Genomic DNA, 16,683 nt, shown 5'->3' with positions numbered 1-16,683 from the left:
CCCGAACCCTAGGGAACGGCGCGGCGCTGCTCGGCCAGACGATCGCTGTAGATCCCCATGGCCTCGATCATTGCCCCGAACACCCGGTGCGCCGCTGCGAGATCCGAATCCGGGAGATCGGCCATCGCCTCACGCGTGTGCGCCCCGAGTGGGATGAAGAATCCGCGCGCAACCTCCATCCCGGAATCGGCGTAGCGGAGCATCACCCGTCGGCGGTCGTCGGGATCGGCTTCACGCCGAATATGACCGGCGGCGATCATGCGCTCGACCAGATACGTCATGGCCGCCGACGACAGACCCAGGATCTGTGCCAACTCGCCGGGAGTGGTGGGGCGACCGGCGACGTCGCTGACCATGATGTGAACGAGCGCGCGGAAATCGTTGGGGCCGAGGTCGTGCTGCTGCGCGAACGCCCGCGCGATGCGATCCGACGCCGCGGACAGAGCGCGGACGTCGTTCGACACGTGCGTTTCCAACGTCGCTCGATCTTCCACGCCCCTCAGCCTACCCTGAAGTCTGTTCAGTTGATTAATGATTAAGTATCTGAGATGCTTTACGCATGCCCGAAGCAACCACACTCTTCGACCGCATCTCCGCCCTCGTCACCGGCCGACGATCATGGGTCCCCGCACTCGTCGTCATACTCGCCGCGATCGCGGTCACCGCATTCGTCGGTGGCAACGACTCCGCCGGACAGGCTCCGAACTCGCTGCCCACCTCCGCGGAATCAGCCGAGGTACAGCGTCTGCAGAGCCAATTCCCCGGTTCCGACATCACCGCGGCCATCCTGGTGGTCACCCGAGAGGACGGCGGCAACCTCACCCCGGCCGACCTGACCGCACTCACCGACGCCCGCGAACGCATGCTCGCGGTGGATCGCTCGGTGCCCTCGGCGGCGGACACCGGCGGGGGACCGCCCATCGCGTCCGCACCCGACGGTAAGGCCGCACTCGCCTCGGTCCCGGTCTCCGCCTCGGTCAACGGCGCACCTCTGAGCGACCTGGTCACCGCCCTGCGCGCGGCTGCCGGCAACGGACTCCCCGACGGGCTCACGGCGCAGGTCACCGGTGGTCCGGCGTTCGGCGCCGACATCGCCAACTCGTTCTCCGGCGCCAACTTCACCCTTCTCGCCGTGACGGCGCTCGTCGTCGCCATCCTGCTGATCGTCACCTACCGCTCGCCGGTGCTGTGGTTGGTACCGCTGATCGTGATCGCCGTCGCCGATCGCATCGCCACCACCGTCGGGTCCGGTGTCGCGCAGCTGACCGGGTTGAGCTTCGACGGATCGACCTCGGGGATCACCAGCGTCCTGGTGTTCGGCGCCGGTACCAACTACGCGCTGCTGTTGATCTCGCGGTACCGCGAGGAACTGCGCCTCGAGGCGAACCATCGCATTGCGCTGCGGCGGGCCGTGCGGGCCGCGGGCCCGGCGATCGTCGCCTCCAACGCAACGGTGGTTCTCGCACTGCTCGTGTTGGTTCTCGGACTCCTGCCCAACACCCGCAGCCTCGGCGCGCTGGCGGCATCCGGGCTCGTGGTGGCCGCGATCTTCGTGATCTTCGTCCTGCCGCCTGCTCTGGCACTGTTCGGCCCGAAGTTGTTCTGGCCGTTCGTCCCCCGTGTCGGTGACGCCGAACCCGTCGATCAGGGGGCGTGGTTCCGCGTCGCGTCCGCCGTATCGCATCGTCCGCGCGGTACCGCTGCCGTCGCCGTCGTGGTGCTCGCCGTCTGCGCGACCGGGATTCTCGGGGCCGGCATCGGCCTGTCACAGACACAGCAGTTCCGCGTGCCCGCAGAGTCGGTCGACGGCTTCGACACCCTGGCGAAGCACTTCCCGTCCGGCCAGTCCGATCCCACCGTCGTCATCACCGCCACCCCCGCCGCGGACTCGGTCACCGCTGCGATCAGCCGGACCGACGGAGTGGAGTCCGTCACGCCGACCGGTGTCTCGGACACCGGCCTGACCCGGTTCGCCGTGGTGCTCGACGCCGAGCCGGCATCGAGCCGGTCCGCCGAGATCGTCGCCGCCCTGCGCACCACGCTCGCCGACATTCCCGACGCCCGCGCCCTCGTGGGCGGCAGCGACGCCAAGGCGTACGACACCGACACCGCGGCCGCCAGGGACCGACTGCTCCTGATCCCGCTGGTGCTGGTCGTGGTCCTGCTGGTCCTGCTGGTGCTGCTGCGCGCGGTGGTGGCGTCGCTGGTGCTCGTCGCCGCGACGGTGCTGAGCGCGCTGGCGGCGCTGGGCCTGGGGGCGTGGGTGAGCATCCACGTGTTCGGCTTCCCCGCCCTCGACGACAACGTGCCGCTCTTCGCGTTCCTGTTCCTGGTCGCACTGGGGGTGGACTACACCATCTTCCTCGTCACCCGCGCCCGGGAGGAGACCCCCGGTCACGGGACCCGAGCCGGTATCGTCCGAGCGGTGGGGGCTACGGGCGCGGTGATCACCAGCGCGGGTGTCGTGTTGGCGGCCGTGTTCGCGGTGCTCGGTGTACTCCCGCTGATCACCCTCACCCAACTCGGCATCGTGGTCGGCCTGGGCATCCTGCTGGACACGTTCGTGGTGCGCAGCGTCGTGGTGCCCGCACTCTTCAGTGCCATCGGCAGCCGAGTCTGGTGGCCCAACCCGCTCTCGACTGTTACCGACAGCGAACAGGAAAAATCAGTCGCCGAGTCCCGGTGACACCCGCTACACCCGTTCAATCACCGAAAATGAAGGAGCTCAACCCATGTCCCGTCGCCGCACAGGCCTTCTCGCCCGCGCCGCCGTCACCGGCGCCCTGATCGCCGGAGCGCTTCTCGGCGTGGCCGCTCCCGCCAACGCCACCTTCCCCGGCTACGTCCCGCTGGCCCCGGTGCCCTCCCTCGACGTCGCCCGTTACACCGGCGACTGGTGGCAGCTCGCCGCCGTGCCGCAGCCGTTCAACCTCCAGTGCGCCAAGGACACCGTGGCCACGTACGGGCAGATCGATCCGCTCAACATCAGCGTCAAGAACCGGTGCACCGACTACTTCGGCAACCGCACCGGCGTGGACGGCAACGCGCGCGTCAACGACACCGTCACTCGGGCCCAGCTGCACGTCTCGTTCCCGAGCGTGCCGTTCCAGGGCGACCCCAACGGGCCCACCAACTACGTGGTCACCTACATCGCTCCCGACTACTCGTGGGCACTGGTCGGCGATCCGAACCGCTTCTCCGGATTCGTTCTCTCCCGCACGCCGTCGGTGAGCCTCGAGCAGTTCAAGGCGATCCGCGCCGTCATCGAGTCGCGCGGGTACAACTCGTGCCTGTTCCTGACCTCGCCCACCACCGCGGGTCTGAAGAACGTCCAGCCCGTCTGCACCCTCTGATCCGACCCCCGCGGATCCAGCCACTGGATCCACCCGATGCTGCCTGCGCCTCGCGCCCACCGATGGGCGCGGGGCGCAGGCCTGCATCAGAGCTTCGGATGCCCGGTGACAACCTTGTCGTAGAACTCGATGTGTGCCGCCGCGGCGGAATCCCAGCTGTGCGAGAACGCCAGCTCGCGTCCCGCGCTCGCCCGCTCATTCGGCTGGGTGAGCGCTGATTCCAGAGCAGCGCAGGCACTCTCGGGGTCCGAAGCGTAGCTCACACTACGACCGAACACTTCTCGCAGGACCGGCAGGTCACGCGCCACCACCGCGGTCCCGGCGGCGAGAGCTTCCATCGCGGCGAGCCCGAAACCCTCCTTCGTCGACAGGAACGCGAGCGCGCCCGCTCCGGCCACCAGGCTCGGTAGGTGGTCGTGCTCCACCGGGCCCAGTACTTCCGGCACGCCGGACTGCCCGCCCAGTTCTGCTGCACGCGCATCGAATCGGGCGCGGTAGTCGCGGTAGTCGAAGAGGGTCTCACCGCCCGCGAACACCAATCGCACGGTCGGATGACGACGGGTCAGCAGCGCGTGGGCCTCGAGCAGGTCGATGCTGCCCTTCCTCGGCTCGATACCCCCGACGGCGAGAACGTAGCTGCCGAATCGATTGCGCCACCGTGCGATCGACTCGTGGTCCTCGGCCGCCGCAGCGAATCGACGCGCATCGACACCGTTGAGGATGACGGTCGGATTCAGTCCCCACCCGTCACGGATCTCCTGCGCAACGGCCCGCGAGACACAGATCCGCGCGTACGGCTCGACGATGGCGCGCTCGTGGCACGCGGCGAGCTCCGGGGTGGTGAACTGTTCGAGGTGATGGATGGTGCGAATGCAGCGGCCGACGGCATTGGCGCTGATGCAGTCCTGCGCGTGAACCACGTCCGCATCGCCGGGCTCGAACGCCTCGCGCAGAGTCTCGATCGAGCGCAGAATCCGTGCGCCCACGCCCTCGCCGTCGCGAGTTGCGAAGGGCACCAGGGACACCGCCACAGCCGGATCGACAGGGCGATAGAACCCGGTGTCGCCCCCGCGGGCCAGCGACCACAACGTCACCTCCACCCCCGCGCGGGCGAGGGCCTCGGCCAACTCGACGGTGTGTACGACGCCGCCGCGCGGCTTGGTCGAGTAGGTCAGCAGCGCCACTCTCATTCGCGGCTGGCCAAGCTGCCGCCGCCGACGTAACTGTCGACACGACGCTCGGCGAGGTGGTGCAGAACACGGCGCGCGCGATCCACCTCGGCATCGATGTCGATGTCGCACACCGCGAGTCCACCCTTCTCCCGGGTCTTCACCAGCACCTCGCCACCGGGCCCGACCACCTTGGCCTGGCCGAGGAATCGCAGCGAGCCCATGACACCGGTCTGATTCGACGACACCAGTACAACCTGGTTCTCGGCGGCCCGGGCGGCATCGTACAGATCGAACAGGCGCGACTGCCGATCGTTGACCAATCGGGCGGCGCGATCGGTGACGCTGGCCGGCCAGGCGGACAGCGCACAGATCACCCGCGCCCCGTCGAGGGCGAGCGACCGCGCGGCCTCGGGGAAGGTCTTGTCGTAGTCGATGAGCATTCCCATCCGACCTATCGGGGTGTCGAACGCCTCGAATCGGTCACCGGCCGCATAGGCCATCGACTCACCTGCCGGCTGGTGGACCTTACGGTGCCGACCGAGGATCCCGTCCCCGCTGACGCACGCGGCTGCGTTGTAATGCAAACCGTCGTCGCCGATCTCGGTGTAGCCCACGCACACCGTCATCGCCCGTGCGGCAGCGATGATCGCACCCAGCTCCGGCCCGCGCGGGTGCAGAGCCGGGGGAAGTTCGTCGAGCTTGGGAGCTCGCAGGTCGCCGATGTACCCGCCGAGTGTCGCGTCGGGAAGAACGAGCAGGTCGACGCCGTCGCGCGCCGCGGACTCGATGATGCCCACCACCTTGGCCACTGCACGATCGACGTCGCGGCCGAAGTGCCCGGCGAGCGCGGCAACTCGAGTGATCGCCACGGTCAGGACCCGAGCAGTTCGCGGCCGGTCATCGACACCACCGTCACCGCCGACACCCCCTGCGCGGCGGCAGCAGCCTCGATGGCGGCCAGCGATGCCGCTGCCCGCGAGCACGGGAAGCCGAAGCGGGCGCGCACACGATCGCCCGCCTCGGTGAGAGCGGCGCGGGCAAGGTCGACGAAGGTGGGCACCGGATACCGCCCACCCTCGGTGAGGTACTCGTGGACGACCAGCGACGGTGAATAACACCGCTGCTCCGTACCATCGGGCCACCGAACGGTGAAGGTCATCTCGGGCACACGGCCGCCTCTCCGGACGCGGAGCCCAGACCGGTCACCGACGAGCGCACGGCCACGGTCAGCTCGCCGTCGGGCCATCTCAGTCGAACTCCGGGCTCGGCCGTGAGGGAGCCGCACTCGCGGGAGACCGCCGGTCCGGCGGCCGGAACGGGTGCCCCCGCGACGTCGGCGCTGATCATGGCGAAGCCCGGGAAGCACGTGAACCAGTCACCGGTGGTCGCAGCAGAAGGGGTCGGAACCGACACGACATCGATCACCGCTCCGGTGCCCGACGCCTCGGCGAGCATGCCGGTGGTGCCCACCAGTCCGGCCATGCTGACGTCCTTGGCGGCCTTCGGGCGGGCCCGGGCCACGAACGAGCCCATCGCCCGCAGGTCCGCCGTGGTGCGGGTGGACGTCGAGTCCCATTGCGCACCTGCATACCCGGGACGCCACCGACCGTCGACGTCGACGGTGAGCCGGAGTCGGTCACCGACGGACCCACCGCCTGCAGGGACAGGCCGGTGGGTACGACCGAGGGCGGTCACCGACAGGGCTGCGGGCACCCCCGACTGCGTGTGGCCGCCGAGTACGGGGACCTCCCACACCTGCGACGCCCGAGCGAGGCCGCGCACCACACGCGTGAGCAGTGAGACCGTCGGAGCGCCGACCGCATCGAGTATGCCCAGGGGAGCGGCACCCATCGCGGACAGGTCGTTGAGATTGACCAGCACCGCGCACCACCCGGCCCACTCGGGATCACGCTCGACCATCGACGGCACAATGGCGTCGCAGGCGGCGATGATGTCGCTACCCGGCACCGGTACGCCGTCGTCACCGACGAATCCGTGCGACCCCGCAGACTCCGTGCCCAGTGCAGCACCGAGCCCGTGCGGGACCGAACGCAGCGGCTCGAGCACGGACGCGAGCATGGACTTGGTGGCGCTGGCGAGCCGCTCGATGCGGTCGACGGGCCACCGCATGTCCACGTGCGGCCGCCCGCGCAGCGTCCGCTCACGCACGCGCACCCAACCGAGGCCGAGGAACAGCAACTCGTACCGAGTCTGGACGACGGCGTCGAAACGCAGGACCCCTGCTCGCTCGGCATGCGCGCAGGCGGCACGAACCAGCGCGGCGCCGACAACCGACCTGCCCGCCCCGGATCCACCGGCGCGCACCACCAGGCGACTACCGGCCCACCAGCCGATATCCGGGGACATGCACGGCGCCAATCGAACTCCACCGACCACCGTGCCGTCCCCGGCAACGGCCACCAGCACCACGGTGCGCGGATCGTCGTCGATGTCGTCATGATCGGAGCCGTCGAACAAACCCTGTTCGACAACGAAGGCGTCGTGGCGCAGACCGCGATACTGATCCAGGTGCGACGCGTCGTCGGTGCGCTGGATCAGGAACGTGGGTGCACCGGGTCGAACACCGGTGAGGATCGCGAGGTCGCGCACGTCATCCTCCTGCGCTCTGCAGCGCGCTGCACGCGCCGCACGCCGCGCATCCGGCCTTCTGATCGGAACCGGTCATCCCGGCTCGCTGGAGTTCCTTGGCCACGCGGCGGGTGACGTCCTCGAGCACGTCGGCTCGTGGGCCCTGTGCACCGTCGACGTCCACGGCCAGGGTTCCGGCGTGCGGGCGGAACGGGACCACGAACGGATAGACGCCCATCTCGATGAGATCGGTTGCACCCCGGACCAGTTCGTCCGGATCCTCCCCGAGGCCGACGAGCAGGTAGGTCGAGACCTGGTTGCGTCCGAACACGCGAACCGCCTCGGCCCACGCCGCGCGGTACTCGTCCACGCTCACCGTCGACTTACCCGGCATCCAGCGGCGCCGGACATCGTCGTCGAGAGACTCGATGTGGATGCCGATCGACTCCGCTCCCGCCTCGAACAGTTCGGTGATGGTCGCCAGGTCACCCGGCGGCTCGCACTGCACCTGGATCGGAAGAGTCGGCACCGCCGCCTTGACCGCCCGCACGCATCGCGCGAGATGCGTCGCGCCGCGGTCGCGCCCCGCCGAGGTCCCGGTGGTCATCACCATCTGGGTGATGCCGTCGAGTTCCACCGCGGCGCGCGCGACCGCGGCGAGATCGGACGGTCGCTTCACCGCCACCGTCGCACCGGCTTCCAGGGACTGCTCGATCGAGCAGAACCGGCAGCGTTGCGACTGCTCGTACCGCACGCAGGTCTGCACCACGGTGGTCGCCAACACGCTCGCCCCGTGCAGCTTGGCGATCTTCTCGTAGGCCACTCCGTCCTCGGTGGTGAGGTCGTAGAACGCCGGACGCGGTGCCGCGGTGATGTCGAAACCGGTGTCCTCACCGTCGAACAGCACCCGATCCCCGTCGAAAACGTACGGGCTCAGCGGGTTACGTGGAATTGCCGCGCCCTGGCCGTCGATCAGGAAATGCCCGTCGTCACTGGGGCCGGCCCCGGCAGTTCGGGCCACCGGGGGCGTCCCACGGATCCCCAGCAGAGCCAGGTCCACACGCGTGGTGACGGACATCGCCCAGCCCTCCCTAGACCATGTAGGTGGAGTTGATGATGGCGCCCTTGCGCGCGTAGTGGATCAGCGCGTCCTGGACGTCGAGCGGGTGCGCAGGGATCACACCTTCGATCAGGTCCTCCTCGCGGCCACCGTGCAACGCCAGGCCGAAGCGGCAGCAGAACACCGTGCCACCCTCACCGATGAACGTGGCAAGAGCGTCGTTGATGTTCTGCTCGCCCGGGAAACCCGAGTCGCCGGTGGTCGGAAATCCCCGAGTGGCAAGGCAATTGATCGCGCCGGGGCCGTAGAAATACATCGCCGACTCGTAACCCTTGCGCAGTGCCCGCGTCGCCTGCAGGACGGCGACGAAGCTCACCGACGACTCGTGCGCGATGCCGTGGACGAGGGTGAAGTAGGACTCACCGTTCTCGGCCTTGTAGTCGGGGAAGATCTTCGTCCCGCCGTAGATGTTGGAGCCCTTGGGCAACGACGGGTGCGGAATCTCGGCGAGCGAGGCCTTGATGTTCTCGGCAATGGTCGGATCGAAATCGGGCACGTGGACCTCCGGGTTCGGGTGCTGCGGCTGGTTACGCTCGAGGACGCCGGTTGCGATCGACCGACGCACACCAGTACAGGCGCACACGGTTACGCGCTGGTCACCGCCGGAACAATCCCGAGTTTCGTCACCCTCACGATCGGTAATGCGGGTGAAACACACGTCCGCGGGAGTCGCTCCGTACGAGGGATACCCTGGAGAAGACCGCCCCGGCCCGTCCCGGTTTCCCACCCAAGTGCGAAGGACGCGATGTTCACCCCCATCACCATCTCGCTCTACGTGCTCACCCTGGCGATCACGCTCTGGGCTCTGGTGAAGCTGATCGCCGACAAGCCGCTGCTGCTGAAGACGACCTCGGACCAGTGGCTGTTCCGGCTCGTGGTGACCACCGAGGTGGTGGTCGTCGCGCAGGCCGTCGTGGGGTTGGTGGCGATGTTCACCGTGGATCGAGACATCCACCGACTCACGTTCGCCGCCTACCTCCTGGGTCTGACGCTTCTTCTGCCCCTCGGCACCTGGTGGGCGCTGGGCGATCGCAGTCGCGGCGGGACCGGCGTGCTGATCGTGGCTGCGCTCACCCTCGCCGCCATGGTGCTGCGGCTGGACACACTCTGGAGGGGATATGCCTGACACCTCGTCCGACCGACCCGCTACGCCCGGGACCGATCGCCGCACGATCACCCGCTCGGGCCCGGGGCGCATCCTCATCGCCGTCTACGCCATCTTCTCGGTGGCGGCGGTGAGCCGGTCGCTCGTGCAGATCACCACCCAGTTCGAGGTGGCGCCCACCGCCTACGTGCTCTCCGCCGTCGCCGCCGTGTTCTACATCGTGGGCACGTACTGCCTGGCGCACGCCTCGACGGTCTCCCTGCGGCTGGCCAGGATCTCCGCCATCATCGAGCTGGCCGGCGTGCTGATCGTCGGCGCCATCAGCTACGCGATACCGGGGGAGTTCCCCGACGCGACGGTGTGGTCGCACTTCGGTTCCGGGTATCTGTTCATCCCGGTGGTTCTGCCCATCGCGGCGCTGTGGTGGCTCAATAGGAGCGAGAAGCTCGCCCGCACAGCGTGACTCGCGTGGATGTGCCAGTCAGCGGGTGGCCGCGAGGTTGCGAACCGACCTCTTGACATCGGAGTGGAGCACGTAGGCCACGGCCGGTCCCACGATGCCGGAGAGCACCCCGCCGCCCAGGTGCGCCTTGCAGGTCATCGCCGACCCCGCACGCGCGGGAGCGACACTCAGGGTCAATGCGATGCGCACGCCGCCCACACCCTCCCCCTCGAGACGGATCGACCTCGGCGCGTCGTAGTCGGTGATGGTCCAGCGAACCACGTTGCGAAAGCTGAGCACCTTGATCATCGAGTCCACCTGAACGCCCGGGGCGAGCGTCGCCGGTAGCGGGCTGCGCCAGCCGTCGAAGATGGTCATCCACTCACCGAAGCGCGACAGATCCGATGCCTTGGCCCACGCCTGTTCGGGGGTCATCGACGAGTCGACCGTCACGTTCACCTCAGCCATCCCACCGACTGTATAGGCGGGCGAACGATTGCGGGGTCCGTTGGCCGGGCCCGCCCCTAGGCTGGTTGCATGGTCACCCGGGAGGTAGCAGGTAGAGCCGTCGCCGTGACCAATCTCGACAAGGTGCTCTACCCCGCGACGGGGACCACCAAGGGCGAGATCATCGACTACTACGCCGCAATCGCCGACGCGTTGCTCCCACACGTCGCCGATCGGCCGGTCACCCGCAAGAGGTGGCCGAACGGAGTCGACCAACCAGCGTTCTTCGAAAAGAACCTGCCCACCTCGACCCCCGACTGGATCGATCGCCGCCGCCTCGCCCACACCGGACGCGACGTGATCTACCCACTGCTGCGCAGCCCCGCCGATCTGGTGTGGACCGCGCAGCAGGCAGCTCTGGAGCTGCACGTACCCCAGTGGCGTTTCGCGGCCGACACCGCCGACGACCGGGGGCCGTCCACGCGACTGGTGTTCGACCTCGATCCGGGCGAGGGGGTGGACCTCGACGCCTGCGCGGTGATCGCCCGCGCGGTGCGGGAGATGATCACCGAGATCGGGTTGGTGGCCTACCCGCTCACCAGCGGCAGCAAGGGAATTCACATCTACGTCCCGTTGGCCACACCCGTGGGCGCTGCGGGCGCGACCGCGGTGGCGAAGGAGGTGGCGACCCTGCTCGAGAAGCGCTTCCCGGACACCGTCACCGCCACGATGAGTCGCGCGGCCCGGCCGGGGAAGATCTTCCTCGACTGGTCGCAGAACAACGGCAACAAGACCACGGTGGCGCCGTACTCGCTGCGCGGACGCGACCATCCCACCGTCGCCGCTCCGCGCACCTGGGACGAGATCGACGGCGGCGCTCTCGAACACCTCACCTTCACGGAAGTCCTGGAACGATACCGCCGCGACGGCGACCTACTCGCCGGCCTGGACCCCGCCACGGACACCACGCGCCCGCCCGATCCACTCGGGGTCTATCGCGGCAAGCGCAACTCCGCGCGCACACCCGAGCCGATGCCGACCGCCCCACCCGACACCGCCCGAAGCGGGCCGCCGATCTTCGTGGTCCAGGAACACCATGCACGCCGCCTGCACTACGACGTGCGGCTCGAGCACGAGGGGGTGCTCGTCTCGTGGGCGGTCCCGAAGAACCTGCCCGCCACCAGTTCCGAGAACCGGCTGGCCGTCCGCACCGAGGACCACCCACTCGAGTACGCCGAGTTCGAGGGCACCATTCCCGCCGGGGAGTACGGCGCCGGAGAGATGACCATCCACGACCGCGGGACCTACGACCTCGAGAAGTGGCGCGCGGACGAGGTGATCGTGACCCTGCACGGCGAGCGGGTGCGCGGTCGATACGCCTTCGTGCGCACCGAGGGGAACCAGTGGTTGGTGCGTCGCACCGCCCATCAGGGCACCGCGAGAAGTACTGCCCCCGTGCGAGTTCGACCAATGCTGGCAACCGCGGGTACTGCCGTGTCGGACGGCGAGTGGGCCTTCGAGGGCAAGTGGGACGGCATCCGTGTCGTTCTCTCTCGGATCGGCGGGCGAACCACCCTCGCCAGTCGCGCCGGCGGGGATCTCACCGGCCGGTTCCCCACCATCGCCGCCCTCGGCGACGAACTGGGCGAGCACGACGTGGTTCTCGACGGTGAGGCCGTGGTGCCCACCGACACCGGCGACGCCGGATTCGCCGCCCTGGGCGATGCCCCGCCCTCGCAGGTTCGCCTGTTCGCCTTCGACGTTCTCCACCTCGACGGGGTCGACCTGACCGGGAAGAAGTACCTCGATCGGCGGCGCATCCTCGAGCTGCTCGGCGCGGCGACGCCGTCGTTGATCGTGCCACCCACCGTCGAGGGCCCTCTGGGCGCCGCGGTCGAGCACTCGCGTCGGCAAGGATGGGAAGGGTTGATGGCCAAGCGAACCGACAGCGTCTACGAAATGGGACGACGCTCGACGTCGTGGATCAAGCTCAAGAACTGGCGCACGCAGGATGTGGTGATCGGCGGATGGCGACTCGGCAAGGGAGCGCGCGCATCGACCATCGGATCGCTGCTGGTGGGCGTGCACGACAACGGGGTGCTGCGCTACGCCGGAAGGGTGGGGACGGGCTTCACCGACACCGAACTCGAGCGGCTCACCGCAGGACTGACCCCGATGGTGACACCCACGTGCCCGTTCGGCGACACCGTTCCCACCGCCGACCGCGGTGACGCGGTGTGGGTGAGTCCGACCCTGGTGGGATCGGTTCGGTTCTACGAGTGGACCACCGGAGGCGTTCTGCGACATCCGAGTTGGCTCGGTCTCCGCACCGACGTCACCGCGACCGACGTCGTGCGGGACTGATCTCCGGAGGGTTCGCCGGTCGATCACTCGGTGTCGACGCGCTCGTCGAACTGCGTGCGGTAGAGCTCGTGGTAGCGGCCGCCACGGTCGAGGAGTTCGATGTGTGTGCCCCGTTCGACCACCCGTCCGCCTTCCATCACCAGAATCTGATCTGCCGCACGGATCGTCGAGAGGCGGTGGGCGATCACCAGCGACGTCCGACCGGCGAGCGCCTCCGAGAGAGCCTCCTGCACAGCCAGTTCCGAGGTCGAATCCAGTGAGGCCGTGGCCTCGTCGAGCACCACGATGCGCGGACGCGCCAGCAGCAGCCGGGCGATGGTGACACGCTGACGTTCGCCCCCGGAGAAGCGGTACCCACGCTCGCCGACCACGGTCTCGAGGCCGTCGGGCAGGTCACGGACCAGCTTCTCCAGTCGAGCGCCGCGCAGCGCGTCCCAGATCTCGTCGTCGGTTGCGTCGGGCGCGCCCAGCGTCAGATTCGAGCGCAGACTCTCGTGGAACAGATGCCCGTCCTGGGTCACCATCCCGACCGTGCGGCGAATGCTCTCCGCCGTCAGGTTCCGCACGTCGACACCGCCCAGCCGAACCGACCCCGAGTCGACGTCGTAGAGTCGCGAGAGCAACTGCGCCACAGTCGACTTGCCCGCACCGGATGTTCCCACCAGTGCCACCATCTCACCGGGACGAGCGACGAAGGAGACACCGTGCAGCACCTCCTCGCCGCCGCGGGAATCGAGCACCGCGACATCCTCGAGCGATGCCAGTGACACCGTGTCCGCGGCCGGATAGGAGAAGCGCACCTCGTCGAACTCCACACCCACGGGGCCGTCAGGCACCCTGCGGGCGTCGGGCTTGTCTCGGATGAGAGGTTCGAGGTCGAGGATCTCGAAGACACGCTCGAAACTGACCACGGCGCTCATCACGTCCACGCGGGCGCTCGCAAGGGCGGTCAGCGGTGCGTACAGGCGTACCAGCAGCAGCGACAACGTCACCACCGAGCCCGCCGCCAGGTCCCCTCGCAGCGCCGAGTATCCGCCCACGCCGTACACCAGAGCCAGTGCCAGTGCCGAGACCAGCGTCAACGAGGTCACGAACACCGTCTGCACCATCGCCGACCGCACGCCCACATCGCGAACCTTGCCCGCCCGATCGGCGAACTCGGCGGACTCGTGCTCGGGACGCCCGAACAACTTGACCAGGGTGGCCCCCGGTGCGGAGAACCGTTCCGTCATCTGCGTCGACATCGCGGCGTTGTACCCGGCGGCGATGCGTTGGAGGTCGGCGAGTCGACTGCCCATCCGACGCGCCGGCACCACGAACACCGGCAGCAGGATCAGTGCCAGAACGGTGATGCGCCAGGAGATCCCGAGCATCACCGCCAGTGTGAGCACCAGGGTCACCAGATTGCCCACCACCTGGGACAGGGTGCCGCTGAACGCGCGCTGCGCGCCGATCACGTCGTTGTTGAGGCGGCTGACCAGCGCCCCCGTCCGAGTGCGGGTGAAGAACGCGATCGGCATGGTCTGCACGTGATCGAACACGCGCGTGCGCAGGGCCAGGATCAGCGATTCGCCGATGCGCGAGGACAGCCACCTGTTGGCGATCGAGGTGGCCGCGTCGAGAAGGGCCAGCGCCGCGATCACCACCGCGAGGGTGGCCACCACCGAGTACGGTCGCGCGGCGACGATGGCGTCGATCACCCGTCCCGCGAGGATGGGCGTCAGGACGGCGAGCACGGCCGAGAACACGCTCAGGATCACGAACCCGATCAGCATGCCCCGCAGAGGCCTCGCGAAATCGAGGATCCGCCGGACGGTGACCCTCGAAACCGATCGCGGCGCCTCCGGCGAGCGCATAGACCCGAACATCTGCTGGTAGGCGACCGATTCCATACTCACGTGCGGGGCTCCTTCTTCGCGGTCCATCACTGTAGTGGCCGAAGCGGGCACGGCATCGCGCAACGATTGTGTTCCGAAAACCCCCGCGGGCAGAAACGATCACTAGGCTCCCGCGCAGACCACCACGGAGGGACACTCGATGACCGGCCCCACACAACCGCCGTTCGACAAGCCGGGCGGCTACCCGCCGCCCGGCCAGGGGTATCCGCCCCCCGGACAGAACTACGGCCAGGGCTATCCGTCGCCGGGCCAGAACTACGGGCAGGCCGGCTACGGGCAGGGTTACGGGGGTTACCAGGGCGGCGGTGCCCCGACCATGCGCAACGGCTACGGCTTCGCAGCCCTGCTCCTGGGGATCTTCTCCGCGCTGCTGTTCTTCACCTTCGGTTTCGGCATCCTGCTCGGTGTCCTCGGCGTGATCTTCGGCCTGCTCGGTCTCGGTCGCGTTCGTCGGGGCGAGGCGAACAATCGAGGTGTGACGATCACCGGCATCGTCTTCAGCTCGATCGGTATCGCTCTCGGGATCGCCTTCTTCTTCCTCCTCGGCTGGCTGATCAATTACTTCGGGTTCGGCGACCTCGCCTCGTGCCTCGATCGCGCCGGGAGCAACCAGGCCGCCATCGAACGCTGCCAGACCGAGTACACCGACAACTTCCAGAACCGCTTCGGCATCACCCTCACCCCGGCGCCCTTCCCGACGAGATAGCAGAGCACCGAGACCGTGGAGATCATCGAGCCTCGCGAGGTCGTTCTCAGTGATCGGAACGCACTGACCGGGCAACGCACGCTACCTGTGCGCGGACGGTCCCTCGTCGGTGCGTGGTGCTTCGTCGACCACATCACGCCCACCGGGCGCGAGACGGCCGAGATGCACGTTCTGCCCCATCCGCATACGGGGTTGCAGACCGTGACATGGCTCTTTCTCGGCACCGTCGAGCACATCGACTCCGTGGGATCCCGCCAGCGAGTCGGGCCCGGTTCTCTGTCGTTGATGACCGCGGGCTCGGGCATCGCGCACGCCGAGATATCCGAGAGGAACGAGTTCGGGCTCGAGGGCGTGCAACTGTGGGTGGCGCTCCCGGACTCGCACCGTCACACCGCGCCGTCGTACCTGTTCCTGGTGCCCACTCCGGTGTCGATACCGGGCGCGCGGATAGTGGTGTTCATCGGCGAACTTGCCGGGTCACGGTCTCCGGCGCCGACCTTCACCCCGCTCCTGGGCGCGGAGATCGTGCTGGACGCCGGCGCGGACGTGGTCTTCGATGTCGACCCCACCTTCGAGCACGCGGTACTGGTCGACCGCGGACCGGTGCTGGTGGGCCCGGACGCCGATAGCGTCCAGCGCAGCCGACTCGGCTACCTACCGGTGGGTGCGTCGAACCTCCGCCTGACCAACCCGGAGGCGACCCCCGCGCGGATCGTGTTGCTCGGCGGCACCCCGTTCGGCGAGTCGGTGATCATGTGGTGGAACTTCATGGGCCGTTCGGGAGAGGAGATCGCGCGGTACCGGGAGCAGTGGAACGCCGAGGTGAGTGGCACGAACGCGACCACCCAATTCGGTGTGGTACCCGGCTTCGACGGATCATGGATCCCGGCGCCGAGGATGCCCTCCACGCCGCTGCTACCCCGGCGATGAGTCTGTTCAGAACAACGTGACCGGCTCCACCGGCTCGAGATCGGGGCTGGGAGGAGCCCCGGCGAGAATGGCCCGTGCGGCGTCACCGGCCAGTCGATCGGCCATCTCGTTGTAGTAGTTGCCCACATGTCCGCGGACCCAACGGAAGCGGACTGGGCCCTCGCGTGCGGTGATGGCGCGGTCGATGGCCTGCACCAGATCGAGGTTGCGGACGGCGGCGCCGGTGGTGGTGCGCCAGCCCTTGCGCTTCCACCCGGTGAGCCAGTCGGACGCGCACTTGATCGCGTACTGCGAATCGGATTCGACCAGGAGCGGCTCGTCACCCTCGTGCGCTCGAATCGCCTCGAGGACCGCCCGCAGCTCGGCGATCTGATTGGTGCCGCACGGGTGCCCGCCCGAGGCGGACGGCCCGCGGTGGTCGACCCACGCCCATCCGATCGCGCCGCCGGGGTTCTTCAGGCACGAGCCGTCGGTGCTGACGATGATCACGCTCGCAGACGTTACGTCCGATCACCGACAAGTCGGGGGTCGGCGCGCCGAGTGTCCTATCGTCACGA

At 68.5% G+C, this 16,683-nt stretch carries 17 protein-coding genes; 7 read left to right on the top strand and 10 right to left on the bottom strand.

Translation table 11 applies throughout. From position 1 onward, the window contains the following. Positions 1–8 precede the first annotated feature (8 nt). A complete protein-coding gene (locus tag ACY48E_RS05915; protein ID WP_462871179.1) occupies positions 9–494 on the bottom strand; it encodes a MarR family winged helix-turn-helix transcriptional regulator in 486 nt (161 codons plus the stop codon). Positions 495–559: 65 nt separating this feature from the next. Here ACY48E_RS05915 and ACY48E_RS05910 point away from each other — a divergent pair, with 65 nt between their 5' ends. Together ACY48E_RS05910 and ACY48E_RS05905 are read left to right on the top strand one after the other, a co-directional pair. Continuing rightward, positions 560–2,686: an MMPL family transporter gene (locus tag ACY48E_RS05910; RefSeq protein WP_462871178.1), complete on the top strand. Its 2,127-nt coding sequence runs from the start codon at positions 560–562 to the stop codon at positions 2,684–2,686. A 46-nt stretch (positions 2,687–2,732) separates the two neighbouring features. Continuing rightward, on the top strand, positions 2,733–3,353 hold the full coding sequence (locus tag ACY48E_RS05905; protein WP_462871177.1) for a lipocalin family protein: 621 nt from the start codon (positions 2,733–2,735) through the stop codon (positions 3,351–3,353). Between the two features lie 86 nt (positions 3,354–3,439). Here ACY48E_RS05905 and ACY48E_RS05900 read toward each other — a convergent pair whose 3' ends face one another. The 6 genes from ACY48E_RS05900 to ACY48E_RS05875 are packed head-to-tail and all read right to left on the bottom strand — an operon-like array spanning position 3,440 to position 8,730. After that, complete coding sequence (locus tag ACY48E_RS05900; protein ID WP_462871176.1) at positions 3,440–4,543, bottom strand: MSMEG_0565 family glycosyltransferase; 1,104 nt, start codon at positions 4,541–4,543, stop codon at positions 3,440–3,442. Then, the gene (locus ACY48E_RS05895; RefSeq protein WP_462871175.1) at positions 4,540–5,394 is read right to left on the bottom strand and encodes a carbon-nitrogen hydrolase family protein; all 855 of its coding nucleotides are present in this window, start codon (positions 5,392–5,394) and stop codon (positions 4,540–4,542) included. Before ACY48E_RS05895 ends, ACY48E_RS05900 begins: the two co-directional genes overlap by 4 nt. Before the next feature lie 2 nt (positions 5,395–5,396). Next, a complete protein-coding gene (locus ACY48E_RS05890; protein WP_462871174.1) occupies positions 5,397–5,684 on the bottom strand; it encodes an MSMEG_0570 family nitrogen starvation response protein in 288 nt (95 codons plus the stop codon). Continuing rightward, the gene (locus tag ACY48E_RS05885; protein ID WP_462871173.1) at positions 5,681–7,135 is read right to left on the bottom strand and encodes an MSMEG_0567/sll0787 family protein; all 1,455 of its coding nucleotides are present in this window, start codon (positions 7,133–7,135) and stop codon (positions 5,681–5,683) included. Before ACY48E_RS05885 ends, ACY48E_RS05890 begins: the two co-directional genes overlap by 4 nt. 1 nt (position 7,136) lies before the next feature. Then, the gene (locus ACY48E_RS05880; RefSeq protein WP_462871172.1) at positions 7,137–8,192 is read right to left on the bottom strand and encodes an MSMEG_0568 family radical SAM protein; all 1,056 of its coding nucleotides are present in this window, start codon (positions 8,190–8,192) and stop codon (positions 7,137–7,139) included. 13 nt (positions 8,193–8,205) lie between these two features. Then, positions 8,206–8,730, bottom strand: coding sequence for an MSMEG_0572/Sll0783 family nitrogen starvation response protein (locus tag ACY48E_RS05875; RefSeq protein ID WP_462871171.1), 525 nt, complete (start codon positions 8,728–8,730; stop codon positions 8,206–8,208). Between the two features lie 249 nt (positions 8,731–8,979). On the opposite strand from ACY48E_RS05875, the gene ACY48E_RS05870 reads away from it, so the two are divergent. Together ACY48E_RS05870 and ACY48E_RS05865 are read left to right on the top strand one after the other, a co-directional pair. After that, on the top strand, positions 8,980–9,360 hold the full coding sequence (locus ACY48E_RS05870) for a hypothetical protein (RefSeq protein WP_462871170.1): 381 nt from the start codon (positions 8,980–8,982) through the stop codon (positions 9,358–9,360). Further along, complete coding sequence (locus tag ACY48E_RS05865) at positions 9,353–9,802, top strand: hypothetical protein (RefSeq protein WP_462871169.1); 450 nt, start codon at positions 9,353–9,355, stop codon at positions 9,800–9,802. The genes ACY48E_RS05870 and ACY48E_RS05865 overlap by 8 nt, the downstream gene beginning before the upstream one ends. A gap of 18 nt (positions 9,803–9,820) precedes the next feature. Here ACY48E_RS05865 and ACY48E_RS05860 read toward each other — a convergent pair whose 3' ends face one another. Continuing rightward, positions 9,821–10,249: a type II toxin-antitoxin system Rv0910 family toxin gene (locus ACY48E_RS05860; protein WP_462871168.1), complete on the bottom strand. Its 429-nt coding sequence runs from the start codon at positions 10,247–10,249 to the stop codon at positions 9,821–9,823. A 69-nt stretch (positions 10,250–10,318) separates the two neighbouring features. Here ACY48E_RS05860 and ACY48E_RS05855 point away from each other — a divergent pair, with 69 nt between their 5' ends. Continuing rightward, the gene (locus ACY48E_RS05855) at positions 10,319–12,592 is read left to right on the top strand and encodes an ATP-dependent DNA ligase (RefSeq protein WP_462871167.1); all 2,274 of its coding nucleotides are present in this window, start codon (positions 10,319–10,321) and stop codon (positions 12,590–12,592) included. A 23-nt stretch (positions 12,593–12,615) separates the two neighbouring features. Here ACY48E_RS05855 and ACY48E_RS05850 read toward each other — a convergent pair whose 3' ends face one another. Next, entirely contained in the window at positions 12,616–14,490 is a 1,875-nt protein-coding gene (locus tag ACY48E_RS05850; protein WP_462871166.1) for an ABC transporter ATP-binding protein, read from the bottom strand. A 139-nt stretch (positions 14,491–14,629) separates the two neighbouring features. On the opposite strand from ACY48E_RS05850, the gene ACY48E_RS05845 reads away from it, so the two are divergent. Further along, positions 14,630–15,196 carry a DUF4190 domain-containing protein gene (locus ACY48E_RS05845; protein ID WP_462871165.1) on the top strand — a complete coding sequence of 189 codons (567 nt, stop codon included), beginning with the start codon at positions 14,630–14,632 and terminating at the stop codon, positions 15,194–15,196. A 15-nt stretch (positions 15,197–15,211) separates the two neighbouring features. Next, positions 15,212–16,126 carry a pirin family protein gene (locus ACY48E_RS05840; RefSeq protein WP_462871164.1) on the top strand — a complete coding sequence of 305 codons (915 nt, stop codon included), beginning with the start codon at positions 15,212–15,214 and terminating at the stop codon, positions 16,124–16,126. A gap of 6 nt (positions 16,127–16,132) precedes the next feature. Here the strand turns inward: ACY48E_RS05840 and ACY48E_RS05835 are convergent, their stop codons facing one another. Continuing rightward, positions 16,133–16,615 (bottom strand): ribonuclease H family protein, encoded by a 483-nt coding sequence (locus ACY48E_RS05835; RefSeq protein ID WP_462871163.1) that lies wholly within the window; start codon positions 16,613–16,615, stop codon positions 16,133–16,135. Between the last annotated feature and the right edge of the window lie 68 nt (positions 16,616–16,683).

This window comes from Rhodococcus sp. AZ1 (assembly GCF_054979605.1).
This window is presented reverse-complemented; position numbering and strand designations above follow the sequence as displayed.